The organism is Paraliobacillus ryukyuensis (assembly GCF_003315295.1).
GTDB classification, from domain to species: domain Bacteria; phylum Bacillota; class Bacilli; order Bacillales; family Amphibacillaceae; genus Paraliobacillus; species Paraliobacillus ryukyuensis.
Genome location: NZ_QNRI01000001.1, coordinates 182,815 through 196,378, shown reverse-complemented (window position 1 = coordinate 196,378; position 13,564 = coordinate 182,815). Strand labels below are relative to the sequence as shown.

General features: G+C 35.2%; 19 protein-coding genes. 3 read left to right on the top strand and 16 right to left on the bottom strand.

Annotated features, from left to right (window positions below; translation table 11 throughout):
• Positions 1-9: 9 nt before the first annotated feature.
• The 13 genes from spoVAEA to DES48_RS01045 form a co-directional block, all read right to left on the bottom strand.
• Complete coding sequence (gene spoVAEA, locus DES48_RS01105; protein ID WP_113866148.1) at positions 10-561, bottom strand: stage V sporulation protein SpoVABEA; 552 nt, start codon at positions 559-561, stop codon at positions 10-12.
• 28 nt (positions 562-589) lie between these two features.
• Positions 590-1,009: a stage V sporulation protein AB gene (locus DES48_RS01100; RefSeq protein WP_113866145.1), complete on the bottom strand. Its 420-nt coding sequence runs from the start codon at positions 1,007-1,009 to the stop codon at positions 590-592.
• Positions 996-1,616 (bottom strand): stage V sporulation protein AA, encoded by a 621-nt coding sequence (locus tag DES48_RS01095; protein ID WP_113866143.1) that lies wholly within the window; start codon positions 1,614-1,616, stop codon positions 996-998. The genes DES48_RS01100 and DES48_RS01095 overlap by 14 nt, the downstream gene beginning before the upstream one ends.
• A gap of 150 nt (positions 1,617-1,766) precedes the next feature.
• Positions 1,767-2,522: an RNA polymerase sporulation sigma factor SigF gene (gene sigF / locus DES48_RS01090; protein ID WP_079709923.1), complete on the bottom strand. Its 756-nt coding sequence runs from the start codon at positions 2,520-2,522 to the stop codon at positions 1,767-1,769.
• A 12-nt stretch (positions 2,523-2,534) separates the two neighbouring features.
• Positions 2,535-2,975 (bottom strand): anti-sigma F factor, encoded by a 441-nt coding sequence (gene spoIIAB, locus DES48_RS01085; RefSeq protein WP_079709924.1) that lies wholly within the window; start codon positions 2,973-2,975, stop codon positions 2,535-2,537.
• The gene (gene spoIIAA / locus DES48_RS01080) at positions 2,972-3,325 is read right to left on the bottom strand and encodes an anti-sigma F factor antagonist (protein WP_113866141.1); all 354 of its coding nucleotides are present in this window, start codon (positions 3,323-3,325) and stop codon (positions 2,972-2,974) included. The genes spoIIAB and spoIIAA overlap by 4 nt, the downstream gene beginning before the upstream one ends.
• Positions 3,326-3,423: 98 nt before the next feature.
• Positions 3,424-4,602, bottom strand: a complete 1,179-nt coding sequence (locus tag DES48_RS01075) for a D-alanyl-D-alanine carboxypeptidase family protein (protein WP_113866140.1) — start codon at positions 4,600-4,602, stop codon at positions 3,424-3,426.
• 120 nt (positions 4,603-4,722) lie between these two features.
• Entirely contained in the window at positions 4,723-5,610 is an 888-nt protein-coding gene (xerD, locus tag DES48_RS01070; RefSeq protein ID WP_113866139.1) for a site-specific tyrosine recombinase XerD, read from the bottom strand.
• Positions 5,611-5,612: 2 nt separating this feature from the next.
• Positions 5,613-5,834: a DUF4227 family protein gene (locus DES48_RS01065; protein WP_113866138.1), complete on the bottom strand. Its 222-nt coding sequence runs from the start codon at positions 5,832-5,834 to the stop codon at positions 5,613-5,615.
• A 167-nt stretch (positions 5,835-6,001) separates the two neighbouring features.
• Positions 6,002-6,460 carry a ferric iron uptake transcriptional regulator gene (gene fur / locus DES48_RS01060; RefSeq protein WP_079709929.1) on the bottom strand — a complete coding sequence of 153 codons (459 nt, stop codon included), beginning with the start codon at positions 6,458-6,460 and terminating at the stop codon, positions 6,002-6,004.
• 123 nt (positions 6,461-6,583) lie between these two features.
• On the bottom strand, positions 6,584-7,222 hold the full coding sequence (gene spoIIM, locus DES48_RS01055) for a stage II sporulation protein M (protein ID WP_079709930.1): 639 nt from the start codon (positions 7,220-7,222) through the stop codon (positions 6,584-6,586).
• Between the two features lie 79 nt (positions 7,223-7,301).
• Entirely contained in the window at positions 7,302-8,459 is a 1,158-nt protein-coding gene (locus DES48_RS01050) for an endonuclease Q family protein (RefSeq protein WP_113866137.1), read from the bottom strand.
• A gap of 16 nt (positions 8,460-8,475) precedes the next feature.
• Positions 8,476-9,024: an NUDIX hydrolase gene (locus DES48_RS01045; protein ID WP_113866136.1), complete on the bottom strand. Its 549-nt coding sequence runs from the start codon at positions 9,022-9,024 to the stop codon at positions 8,476-8,478.
• 108 nt (positions 9,025-9,132) lie between these two features.
• Between DES48_RS01045 and DES48_RS01040 the strand changes: the two genes are divergently transcribed.
• Positions 9,133-10,053 carry an aldo/keto reductase gene (locus tag DES48_RS01040; RefSeq protein ID WP_113866135.1) on the top strand — a complete coding sequence of 307 codons (921 nt, stop codon included), beginning with the start codon at positions 9,133-9,135 and terminating at the stop codon, positions 10,051-10,053.
• Positions 10,054-10,121: 68 nt separating this feature from the next.
• On the opposite strand, the gene DES48_RS01035 is transcribed toward DES48_RS01040, so the two are convergent.
• Genes DES48_RS01035 through DES48_RS01025 form a run of 3 tightly spaced genes read right to left on the bottom strand, consistent with a single transcriptional unit; the run spans position 10,122 to position 11,515 of the window.
• Positions 10,122-10,340: a YqkE family protein gene (locus DES48_RS01035; protein WP_113866133.1), complete on the bottom strand. Its 219-nt coding sequence runs from the start codon at positions 10,338-10,340 to the stop codon at positions 10,122-10,124.
• Positions 10,337-10,669, bottom strand: coding sequence for an iron-sulfur cluster biosynthesis family protein (locus DES48_RS01030; RefSeq protein ID WP_113866131.1), 333 nt, complete (start codon positions 10,667-10,669; stop codon positions 10,337-10,339). Before DES48_RS01030 ends, DES48_RS01035 begins: the two co-directional genes overlap by 4 nt.
• A 54-nt stretch (positions 10,670-10,723) precedes the next feature.
• A complete protein-coding gene (locus DES48_RS01025; RefSeq protein ID WP_113866129.1) occupies positions 10,724-11,515 on the bottom strand; it encodes an SDR family NAD(P)-dependent oxidoreductase in 792 nt (263 codons plus the stop codon).
• A gap of 268 nt (positions 11,516-11,783) precedes the next feature.
• Here DES48_RS01025 and DES48_RS01020 point away from each other — a divergent pair, with 268 nt between their 5' ends.
• Together DES48_RS01020 and namA are read left to right on the top strand one after the other, a co-directional pair.
• Positions 11,784-12,530 (top strand): glycerophosphodiester phosphodiesterase, encoded by a 747-nt coding sequence (locus DES48_RS01020; protein ID WP_113866127.1) that lies wholly within the window; start codon positions 11,784-11,786, stop codon positions 12,528-12,530.
• Between the two features lie 13 nt (positions 12,531-12,543).
• Positions 12,544-13,563, top strand: a complete 1,020-nt coding sequence (gene namA, locus DES48_RS01015; protein WP_113866125.1) for an NADPH dehydrogenase NamA — start codon at positions 12,544-12,546, stop codon at positions 13,561-13,563.
• Position 13,564 lies beyond the last annotated feature (1 nt).

Sequence of the window (13,564 nt, the reverse complement as noted above, 5' to 3'; positions counted from 1 at the left end):
TGTGTCTTATCACCTTTCTAAAATCATTTCAATCGCTTTTCGGGTAATGGGACATCCCTTAGAAACATCGTCTCGACCTTGCATTTTTCCAATATCGCCAATACCAACCACCGTCGGAATAGATAATTGATCCAATAAATATACTGTATCCCCATTGATACGTTTATCATCATAAATGGGAATCCCTTCTTTATTTACCCCCTTCGATGTGATATTGCCATCTTGATCGATTGCAAAAGAAATACGTGTCCATTCTTTATTTTTAGTATGCGCTGCTACAGCAACGGCACCAATAATAGTAATTGATGGTTCATGAGCCAACGTTTTCAATATGTGCTCACCTGAACCAATACCAGAGAAACCCGCGTCATCGATTAACACATAAATAAGCTCTGCGTCGATATGTTGAATCGTTTTAATAATGGTGTTTGCATCGATTTTACTTGGATTATCAGCAAGAGCCGTTAATGCAACACCTCCGATTTGTTGAGAAATGACATCCATCGCTTTTCTGGCAAAATGATCACCATCGGTAATAATTATAATTTCTTTTGCATTCATCGATATATTTCCCTTTCCATTTTTCTCTTCATAGTTTTACAAAGATGATCCATTGAAAAAGTGAACCAACAATCTTACCAAAAACAATTGCCATCATAAGCCAGATAATTTGATTGTCAATGCCAACTCGTTTAGCTAATAGAGGAAACACATTTAATACCTCTGTTAAAGCGGCTGAAAGCATGCCAACAAAAGTTCCATGTAGTAATCCCCAAAACATGATAACAATAATCCCTAATCGAATAGGGAACGGTGTGAAAGAGACATATGTGCCAAACAAAACCCCAATAATGACTGCAAATTCGTATAAATGAAGTTGTTCTCTCGTTTTGCTTAATTGAATCAAACGAGGCAAAATTCCTAAAACGGTGATAAAAGCTACAAAACCAGTACCTACCACTAATCCTGATGCCAGTCCAACAAAAACATCAATACTATGATTTATCATGTTTACTGTGATTCAAGGGATTTTCATAATATTGCACATATTGATCGATATCTTGTTGATATTTATGTATTTCAATTTCCATCGGACTCGGCTCTTCATTAAATTTTTTCTTAAATAAATGATTGAAGAACAAAACCATTCCTAGTCCTAATCCAATGGAATATGGTATTTGTAGCCATAAAGGATAGTCTGTATCCTCTCCTGTAAAAAGGTAATGCAAACGTTGATGCACACGTTGCATGCTGACATCATAATGAAAGTTCATGATCGCCATGGCAGAACCGACAAATAAAAGTAGCCAGACGAACAGCATAAGTAATATCTTTGGTTTATTATTTTGTTTTTGCTCATAGATGATAGATTGACTAGCACCTAATAATTGAACGTCTATCGTTGGATCTACTTTTTGCATTAACTGAATAATGGTAAAAGCTTCAATGACTTGAACTTTATTAGTCATTGAGGTCTGTTCTTTAATTGGCAAAGCGTTACAGGAAGAAACAAGTTGTTGGTCGCCTGTTAAAAGCGCGACATCCGCTATAGTTAGTTTTTTTGGTGGAGTGATGTAGACATATTTTTTCATTCGCATGTAGATAATAGCTTGCATATTCGTATCCTCCATTTCTTCGAGTATAGTATGAAGCAAGCTTATTTATTTCATACATACAACTAGATGATGAAGGGAGAAGAGAAAACAAAAAACCATTGGTAATCCAATGGTTTAAAAAAATTATATTAAAGTTATCTTTGTTCTTACTTACTCTAAGACGCCGATTTGCTCTTTCATCCAATCTAAGATCTTTTTCTCTAATCGCGAAACTTGAACTTGTGATACACCAAGACGTTCCGCTACTTCAGCTTGAGTTTGATCTTGATAATAACGCAAATATACAATCAGCCGTTCGCGTTCATCTAATTCACGAATGACTTCTTGCATAGCAATTTTATCGAACCAGTTATTATCTTGATCAGATATTTGATCCATTAATGTGATAGGATCACCATCGTTTTCATAAACTGTTTCATGAATCGAGTGCGGTAATTTAGATGCTTCTTGCGCATGAACAACTTCCTCAATCGAAAGGTCTAGCGATTCCGCCACTTCAGAGATGGTAGGGGCTCTACCAAGTGCTTTCGTCAACTCATCTTTTTTTCTTCTTATTTTATTACCAACTTCTTTTAGCGATCGACTAACTTTTAAACTACCATCATCTCTTATAAAACGCTGAATCTCCCCGATAATCATAGGTACCGCATACGTCGAGAATTTCACCTCGTAACTTAGATCAAATTTATCTATCGATTTTAATAAACCTATACAACCAATTTGAAATAAATCATCAGGATCATATCCACGGTTCATAAACCGTTGCACCACTGACCATACTAGTCGAACATTTCGTTCTACTAAAATATCTTTGGCTGCTTGATTGCCTGTTTGACTTTGGTGAATATATTTTTTCACCTCTTCATCCGTTAACTGCACCTCTGTACGTTTTTTATTTTTTTCCATCATTCCATCCCCTTAATTACATAAGGTTCTAGATTTATTAAAATATTTGATTAAACGCACTTTTGTTCCTTCTCCAGTTGTTGATTCCACTTCCACATTATCCATGAAATTTTCCATTATTGTAAAACCCATTCCTGATCTTTCTAATTCAGGTTTTGACGTATAGAGTGGTTGAACGGCTTCGTCGATATTGTCTATACCAATACCTGTATCTTCAATAATGAGCTCTACTTTATTGTCATCAATTTCACAGTACATAAAAATCATCTGGTTCTCATCATTGTTATAGCCATGAATAATTGCATTCGTCACTGCCTCAGAAACGACTGTTTTCATTTCAGTTAATTCTTCCAATGTTGGATCTAGTTGGGCAACAAAAGCGGCAATCGTGACACGTGCAAAAGATTCATTCGCGCTATTACTAGAAAATGATAACTGCATTGTATTTTTCATGATGCTACCCCCAATCGCAATAAAGCTAGCATCTCATTTTCTTCATATCGAATAATCTTAAATAAACCAGATAACTCAAATAAACGTTCTACTAAAGGAGATATCGAACATGCGATCATTTCTCCACCCATCTGCTTTAGCTCTTTATATCTTCCTAAAATGACACCTAATCCTGAACTGTCCATAAATGTTAAATCAGCTAGATTCAAAATGACGTGCTTTACCTCGCCAGTTTGAATCATATGTTGCCACTCTTTTTTGAATTTCTCAGCTTCATGATGATCTAACTCACCAGATAGTCGAACTAATAGCACATTTTCTTTGACATTCCACCCTACATTTAAGCTCAACTTCTCTCCTCCTCTTTGCTTTAGACACTTTGTTTCGTTTCTTTAAAAGCTTTTCTATCCTCACCTCGCGGATTCCTGCCCCATGACAAAACTAGTGATCAATTTGCATTTTTCACCATTTCTTTCATCGAATATTTGAACAGCTTCCATACATTTGCTTTATTCAACGATGCTTCAAGTAAAAGTGGTGTTTCGGTCATTACTTTTCCATTCTGTTTCACTTGCAACATCCCCACTTTTGCACCTTTTTCCAACGGTAAATCCATGTCTTGATCTATTTTTATGGTCGTTTCAATCCCTGAAGAATCTTGTCCTTTTTTTAAAAGAATGGATACTGCATCTCCAGTTACAACATTTACTTTATCTTTGTCAGCTTTAATCATCGCTATCTGAGTTACTGGCTGGTTCTTTTTATAAATGGAAGCTGTTTTATACTGTGAAAAAGCATAATCTAACATGTTGGTTACTGCTTTATTTCTCTCTTTAGGTGTTTGTGCACCCATAGCGACGGCAATCACACGCATGTCATCTTTTTTTGCAGTAGCTGTTAAACAATACTTGGCTTCTGATGTATATCCAGTTTTAAGTCCATCTACACCATCATAAAATTTCACAAGCTTATTCGTATTTACTAACCAAAACTCATCTTCCGTACCTTTTCTTAAATAATCTTCATATACACTGGTATAGTTAGTGATTTTTCCGTATTTCAATAGTTCTTTTGCAATAACAGACATGTCATATGCAGTAGAGTAATGATTTTTCGCGGGAAGGCCTGTTGGGTTTTGAAAGTTAGTATTTTCTAAACCTAACGCTTTTGCTTTGTCATTCATCTTTTGAACAAACGCTTCCTCAGTACCAGCAATGCGTTCCGCTAAAGCAACACTAGCATCATTTCCAGAAGCAATTGCAACACCCTTTAATAGATCGTTAACAGACATTTCTTCACCTTCTTCAAGAAAAATCTGTGATCCTCCCATCGAGGCAGCGTGTTCACTAACACGTACCTTTTCATCTAACGTAATCTTTTCTTCATCTAGAGCCTCCATAATTAATAGTAGAGTCATCATTTTCGTCATACTTGCTGGTGGTAATTGTTCATGGGCATTTTTTTCATACATTATGGCACCAGAATCTCGTTCAATTAAAATTGCTGAACTTGCTGAATCCGCTAACGATAGATCTTGATCTTCTTGTTTATTTTCGTTCGCACTAACCGTTTGCATAGACAAAAAAGTAAGCATTAATACTAGTGTTAAAGTAACTATTTTTTTCATGGTTGTACCTCCAACTATGTAATGTTCCTATTTTCCCCACCATAAGCAATTTTTATAACAAAATAATAAAGAAATGTAGGTAACAAAAAAAGTTATTCCAAATTTCCTGGAATAACTTTTTTACGCCCTCGGATGATAGGTTGTATAAATATCTTTTAATCTTGCTTTTGATACGTGGGTATAGATTTGTGTGGTTGATATATCAGCATGTCCCAACATTTCTTGTACAGATCGCAAATCTGCTCCATTTTCTAATAAGTGGGTTGCAAAGGAATGACGCAATGTATGTGGTGTAATTTCTTTTTTAATACCTGCTTCTTTTGCTAGTCTTTTAATAATTTTCCAAAATCCTTGTCTGGACATAGAATTTCCGTGATGATTAACAAAAAGAGCATCCCCCTTATTTTTCTTGGTAAGAGAACCCCGAGCTCTAGTTAAATAGTCTTCAATTGCTTCCTTCGCCACATCACCTAAAGGAATGATACGTTCTTTATTTCCTTTACCAATACAGCGTACAAACCCCATTGTTAAATGTAAGTCTGTAACTTTTAATTGAATTAGTTCAGAAACGCGTAATCCAGTAGCATACAGCATCTCAAGCATTGCTTTATTTCGAATGGACAACGAATCTTGAGTGGGAAATGTTAATAGCCGTTCTACTTCTGTCATCGAGAGTACCTTTGGCAATGTTCGAGCTTTTTTCGGTGTTTCAATATGTAAACTTGCATCATGTGATAAATGGTATTCTCGTACCATAAATTGATGGAACAATCGAATAGAAGACAGCATTCTTGCCATGGTAGCCTGTGACCGCCCTTGGTCATTTAAATGAAATAAAAATTTCATAAGTTGTGGCCTATCGACTTCCTCCCATTTATTTATGTTCAATTTCTCACGTAAAAATAGCTGATACTGATTTAAATCACGGCGGTAAGATTGTAACGTGTTATCAGATAATCCTCTTTCTATTTGAAGATAGTGAAAAAAATCATTTAATGCATCTTTCATTATTACTCCCCTAATCGAAACAGAATAGATAAGCGATCCATCCAATCATAGTCGATATTGTTGCTACTAACCTTTATCGCATTTCCTTCAGGTGGATCATAACGATGATAATCTTGATATTCACTGTGCATCGCTTGTAAACCAAAGTAGAATATCGATGTACATAAGACAAACAATACAAATAATTTAACAACATCTTTTACATATCTAGCAAAAGATCGCATTATCGCTTACTTCCTTTCTATTATATCAAAAAAAGTTTATTAAAAATATATTCTCTTTAAAAGATATGCCAGAAACGAAGAATAATATACATTGTTTCAAAAATAAAAAAGCCTTTTAACAAAGGCTTTATCTACTAGGAATTAGCATTCATTTTCAACTATTATCTTTATGATGAAGCCTTTAATTCTTTCTCTTGGCATTTTTTACATACACCATGAAAAGTAAGACGATGGTCTTTTACTTTGAAACCCCAATCATTTTCAACAATTTTTTCAACATCTTCTAATAGATCTTCTACTATTTCTTCAACTGCGCCACATTCTGTACAAACCAGATGATGATGAAAGTGTCTCGCTCCTTCTTTTCGTAAATCATAACGAGAAACACCATCTCCAAAATTTATTTTATCAACAATCTTCAATTCTGAAAGTAATTCTAGTGTTCGATATACCGTAGCCAATCCAATTTCTGGAGCTTTTTCTTTCACTAATAAATAGACATCTTCTGCACTTAGGTGGTCTTCTTCTCTCTCCAAAAGCACACGAACTGTTGCTTCTCGTTGGGGAGTAAGTTTATAACTTTGGGAATGTAATTGTTTTTTAATCCGCTCAATTCGATGTTCCATATATGAAACCTCCCTCACACTATTATTATAAGCAGGGTGAGAATTAGTGTCAATTAAAATCATTATAAATTATTAATAGTATTTATTATTTTATTAAAATAATTATTATTTAGGTTCATGTCACTAATAAAATCGGTTCGTTATCCAGTCCATTAATGGATTAGATACAAAGGCTTCAACAATTGATGCTCCACCTAAACAAGCAATTAGGACAACAAAGATAATCATATATTGCATGAGATACTGTGCAATTGGTTCTTTTTGCAATCTCCTTGAAAATATCTTTTGTATTAAATGAAAAGAAAAAATCATGGCTAAGCTACTTGCCAATAAATAAATCGGTATAGATATAAGGTTCTGCGGTGCGATAGAAGCTGCTGCAAAAAGCAATCCTTTCCATCCTAGTTGATTTACAAAAAAACCAACAGAAAAGCCGACAACAACTCCTTTCACAAAAATCAGCACCCAAATAATTGGTAACCCAATAACAGATAAGCCAAGAATAAAAAAAAGCGCTAAATATTGAAAATGATAGAAAAAGGAAGTTTTCAATATTTCTTGATTAGATATAATAGGCCCTTCTAACAAACGACTTAAAAATTGGTCAACATAAAAAAATAAGTTTTGTCTTTGGATAACTCCCATACTATTTACAATGATAGCTCCAAAAATAATCCCAATTAAAAATAGAATGATCATAAAAAAATAGATCAAATGATATTTTTTTATGTGATGAAATATAGCAGATTGATTACGATTCATTAACATCCTCCGTTCTTACATACTATAGTAAGAATCTATGAGGAGGTTAATTGAAATAGACCAGCAATTCTATAATCTATTATTTTATTTTTCCATATTTACCGCCACCGCCGGCTGAAACTTCTTGCATCCCAGTTCTCAATTGCCATATCTTATGAGCAATGCGTTCTGGAACAACTGCTTGCAACTGACTTTTGGTAGCAAAATGAATAATGTTCATTTCTGTTTGAAAAGCGTCCAATAACCGCTGGTACATTTTTGGTCCAAGTCCAGGAATATAGGATAACGGCACTTGATGAATATATTGCGGACGCAATACAACATCGTCAGGATCATCTGATAGTTCTTTAATACGTTCAGAAACACCTTTAATAATTTTATCTGCACCACAATTGGCACAGTTGGATCTACCTTCAATTGGATATAGGCACTTTTTACACACGGTATGATAGTATTTACCTAGCTTTGGGTTCATACCATAATTTGCAACAATCGTTCGTTCATAACGGTTGTGCAGTGCGAGTGCTAATTCATTGAATGATGGATCAGCAACTTGTAGTTGTTGATACTCCCGAGCTATCTTTGATAAAGAGTGTGCATCGGAGTTACTTACATAGGTATAAGCATGTAATTCGTTTATTTGATCAGCCATCGTAGTATCTGCACTTAAACCAAGTTCAATAGCATCAATTAAGTTGGGATCAAACACTTCTGTTAATGATTGTTTAACACCTTTGCCGTAAAGACTTTTAAATGGAGTAAAAACATGTGCAGGAATAAATAAACCACCTAATGATTTTACAAATGCTTGTAATTCCTGTGCATTACCATAATATCGTTGCGAACTTAAAAAAATGTTTTTCATCCTAGAACGAAGCCATTGAGTGAATTGGATCATAGCTTCCAGTGTCGGTAAATAACAAAGTACATGAATAGGCCCCTGACATCGGTCATCATAAATTTCGATTTCAGAACCTAGAATCAAGGTTAGCTCTTCAAAAGTGATGCCTCCACCCAATCGTTCGTTAGCTGCTCCTTGATTGATCAAATCCATTAGTTCTTCTTGAACAGCCGGTGATTGACAATCAATGACACCAATCATTTGTAAACCTTTATTTCGACTTGCTTCTTTCAAAATATTTGTAAGTGTAAGTGTTTTACCAGCACTAATCTTAACCGGGTAATTGTGTTTATCTCTGCCAACATGTATATGTAAATCTGCAAAGATCGTTTCCATTGTTTCATCAGATCCTTTATTTGCTAAAACGTTCTTTTAAATAAGATAATGCTAAAATAGTTTTCGCGTCATGGATTTCTTGTTGTTGTATCAAACTGTCTGCTTCAGCCAAAGAAATATGTTTTACTTCTACAAATTCATCTTCATCTAATTGTGAGCTTTCCGTTACCGGTGCGAGTTGGTCTGTAAAGTATAAATACATTAGTTCATCTGAAAAACCAGGTGAGGTGTAAAAAGATGTAACATATTCTAATTGATCAGTAGTATAACCTGTTTCTTCTTCCAATTCTCGTTTGGCAGTAATCGCAGGTTGCTCTCCTGGCTCTAACTTTCCTGCTGGTATTTCTAAAATGCTCTTTTCTAGTGGTTTTCGATATTGTTCCACCATAATAATTTTTTTATTTTCAGTAATAGCCATAATAGCCACGGCACCGGGATGTTTCACGATTTCCCTTGTCGACGTTTTTCCATTCGGTAAAGATACATCATCAATTTGTAATTCTATAATATTACCACGAAAAATACTATTGGTTGAAAGTGTTGTTTCTTGAAATTTTTGCCCCATTAAAACCTTTCCTTCCTGTATATGTGATTGGTGTTTATTTTAACATATGGACACCATTTGTTGTGTTTTAGAACGATTATTTTTAAAATAGTAGCAAGGAGGATGATCATGCAAAAGAATCAAATAGGAAATTCAGATTTATATGTTTCGGAGCTTGGCTTAGGGTGTATGTCACTTGGTACAGATGAAGTAAAAGCAAAGGCAATCATTGACCGCGCTCTTGATCTAGGGATTAATTATTTGGATACAGCCGATTTATACGATCAAACACAAAATGAGTCTATTGTTGGTAAAGCATTAAAGGGAAAAAGACAAGACATTATACTAGCTACGAAAGTCGGTAATCACCTCAACGAAGATGGTACATGGTTCTGGGATCCATCCAAACGTTATATTAAAGAACAAGTAAAATCTAGTCTTTTACGATTGCAAACAGAATATATTGATCTCTATCAATTACACGGCGGTACAATAGAAGATCCTATCGATGAAACCATTGAAGCTTTTGAGGAATTAAAACAAGAAGGATTGATTCGCTACTATGGCATCTCCTCCATTCGACCAAACGTCATACGCGAATACGTTAATCGAGCTTCGCTAATATCTATCATGATGCAATACAGCTTATTTGATCGTCGGCCGGAAGAGGAAATGTTAGATTTATTAAATAAGAATGATATTAGTATCCTTACAAGAGGTTCGCTAGCGAAAGGGTTATTATCTGATCAAGCTGAGCAAAAATTGCGTAATAAAGCTACAGATGGGTATCTAACCTATTCTGTTGATGAATTAACACACACAATCGAACAATTAAAAACCAAAGATCTCATCAACCAGTCCTTACTTACTACCGCTTTACGCTATGTGTTAAAACATCCAGCTGTTGCAAGTGTTGTAGCGGGAGCGAGTTCCTTAGAACAATTAGAAACTAATGTGGCAGCACTTGAGCAAGGATATGTAATAACAGATACCTTATATAAGAATTTACAATCGACTACAAAGGCAGATACCTATGTGAAGCATCGATGATCAAAATTCAAGCGTAATAAGGAGGCTCTTTGAAAGATGAACCTCCGATTACGCTTAAGCATTTTTAGCTATTTGAATTTTTTCCAATCTAATTCACTTTCTTCAAAAAGTTCAGCAAAACTTTTGTTTGCTTCTCTTCTTTTTCTTTCTTCCACACGTTGTTTTTTTCTAACTTCCTCTTCCTTGCGCACTTCTTCTTTTAAGTGTTGTTTTTTCTTTTGTAAAGCTTCTAGCACATCTTGATTCAAGTTAGAATTGATAGGCTTTTTATCTTTTGCCTTACTCATGCTTCCACAACTTCTTGAACGGATTGCTCTGAGATGATTGGATTGAGGATCCCTTCAGGACTAGAAAGGCGAAAGCCAGTAGTTTCATAAGATAGGGTAAGTGAAGCAGCAAAAAAGATTGCTTGTTGACGATTAACAATCACATCAAAGGATGCACAATCCACCTCTTTATCGAGTTCTTCTTTATGATTAGCAAACCGAATAGTTGGTAAACCATTAACCCCACAGCCACAATCATCGGTATCGTAAAATAGTCGTAAATATGGTTGATTTTGATCATTTAACATTGATAATTTATTTTTCGCCTGTTTTGTTATCCTTAATTTCATAATTTAATTCCCCTCTTTCTTGTAAATAAAGCAATTAGAAGTAATATTTACTTCTTACTTCTGATTGAATTGACTTGCTAATAACCGCTCAGATAGTGTCGGGAATAAATGATAGAGACGATTCCCTAGTTCCATCCATCTCGGAAGATTAATTTCCCGTTTACGAATGAATAATGAATTGATAATTGCTCTAACCACATCACTTGGTTCGATCATAAAACGGTCAACATTTTGCTGGTAACCTCCACTAGGATCTGCAATATGAAAGAAATTGGTTCGAACAGGTCCCAAATTAACAGTGGTTACATACACCCCATGCTGTTCAACTTCTAGACGTAGTGCATTACTAAAGCCAACTACGGCATGCTTAGTCGCTCCATAAACAGACGATTTAGGTGTAGCAATTTTACCTGCAAAAGACGCTACATTAATAATATGCCCTCTCCTTGCGTTTAGAAAAGAAGGTAATAATTGTTTAACAGATTCGATTAAAGAAAATACATTTACTTGAAACATATGTTCAACATCTGATGTCTTCACGTCTTCTACTTGGTCAAACAAACCGTATCCAGCATTATTAATTAATGCATCTATTTTTGGATACTTCCTTTTTATCTCTTCAAGAACTTTAACCCAGTCTTCATTTTTAGACAGATCTACTGTATAAATCGCACAATCGATGGCGTAAGCTTCCTCTAGTGTTTGTTTTAATTCCAGTAGTTTGTTTGTGGAACGGGCAACTAAAATTAAATTAGCTCCTCTTAACGCTAACGCTTGCGCTAATTCTTTACCTATTCCACTTGAAGCACCAGTAAGTAATATTCTTTTATTAGAAAAATTTCGCACGTGTACCCCTCATTTCGTTTTTATGGAATGTAACAAATGCATAAACTGCTTTATATTATATATACTTTTTCATTACATTCATCATATCGAATACTACGTAGCCATGTCCAACATTATGAACGTGTGAGGATGAATAGCCGATCACAGAAACCAAATTTCATAAATTCGTAGAAGTTATTTATTTAAGCACTATTGATTAATAGCTAAATTGACATTCTTTAATTAATATTACACAATCATATAGAATAACCTTTATCGAGGTGAAAGAATGAAAACATTGATTTATGCTCACAGAGGTGCTAGTAAACAAGCGCCCGAAAATACAATGCCCGCTTTTACATTTGCCTATGAACTTGGTGCTGATGGCATTGAAACCGATATCCAATTGACAAAAGATCACGTTCCAGTATTAATCCATGATGAAAATGTCAGGCGAACCACAAACGGCACTGGTTTTGTCCAAGATTATACGTTTAAACAACTCCAACAATTAGATGCTGGTTCTTGGTTTTCTGAGAATTTTATAAATACGCAGATTATTTCACTAGAACAGTTATTATCTTGGGTAAAGGATAAAGAATTAAAACTTAATTTAGAATTAAAAACAAAAATCATTCCATACAAGCACATTGAACAAATTGTTTATGACTTACTTATAAAATATGATAAGCTTAACCAAACAGTCATATCAAGTTTTAACCCAAATACGATTCAAAATATGCACGTAATTGATCCCAATGTTACTACTGCTTTGCTTACATCACAGAAGAAAGTGGATCTATTCCGATTTGCCAAACAGGTAGGTGCATCAGGACTACATATTAAAAGCCGATTGCTCAACCCACCCTTCCTTAATAAAGCTACAGAAAACGGTCTATATGTTGCAACGTATACTATTAATCGAAAATTTGAAATGCTACGTTGCTACAAACTAGGTTGTCACGCAATCATTTCAGACCTACCTCATTTAGCAATCGAAACGAGAGAGTTATACGAACAAAATATCTTGAAATAACGGAGGAAGACACATGAAAAGCAAACTGTTTAGCCCTATTACATTTCGGAACATTGAATTAAAAAACAGAGTTGTCATGGCACCAATGTGCATGTACGCTTGTGACACAGAAGATGGTATAGTACAAGATTTTCACATTACACATTATGAATCTAGGGCTGCTGGTCAGGTGGGGCTTATTATGCTAGAAGCTACCGCGGTGCAACCTGAGGGAAGAATTTCGACTAAAGATCTTGGAATCTGGGACGATAAACATCTGCCTGGATTAAAAAAAATCAATGAACGTATTCATGCACATAGGGCGAAAAGTAGTATTCAATTAGCTCATGCTGGAAGAAAAGCACAATTACCTAATCAAATTGTTGCGCCAAGCGCGCTAGCTTTTGATGAAACCTATCAAACACCTAAGGAAATTTCGAGCGAACAGATAGAAGAAACCATACAAGCATTTCAAAAAGCGGCAGTGCGAGCAAGACATGCTGACTTTGATATTATTGAACTTCATGCTGCACATGGCTATCTCATCAATCAGTTTCTATCACCTTTAACTAATAAACGAGAAGATCGATATGGTGGTACAAGAGAAAACCGTTATCGCTTTTTGCATGACATAATTGAAGCTGTCAAACAAGTATGGACTGGTCCCTTGTTTGTCCGAATATCTGCGGACGAATATCACCAAGATGGCAATACTCTTGCAGATTTCATCTATTTTAGCGAACAAATGAAGCAGCAAGGAATTGACTTGGTTGATTGCAGTACTGGTGGCGTTGTGAAAGCAAAAATTCAAGCTTATCCCGGTTATCAAGTCCCCAAAGCAGAAGCAATTCGAAATCAAGCGAACATTGCAACAGGTGCTGTAGGATTAATTACTACCGGTATTCAAGCAGAAGAAATACTGCAGAATGATCGTGCAGATCTAATCTTTTTAGCTCGCGCATTATTACGCAATCCTTATTGGCCAAAAGCTGCAGCACAGGAATTAAATGATGAATTACCCGCACCTACTGCCTATCAAAGAGGTTGGATATAAT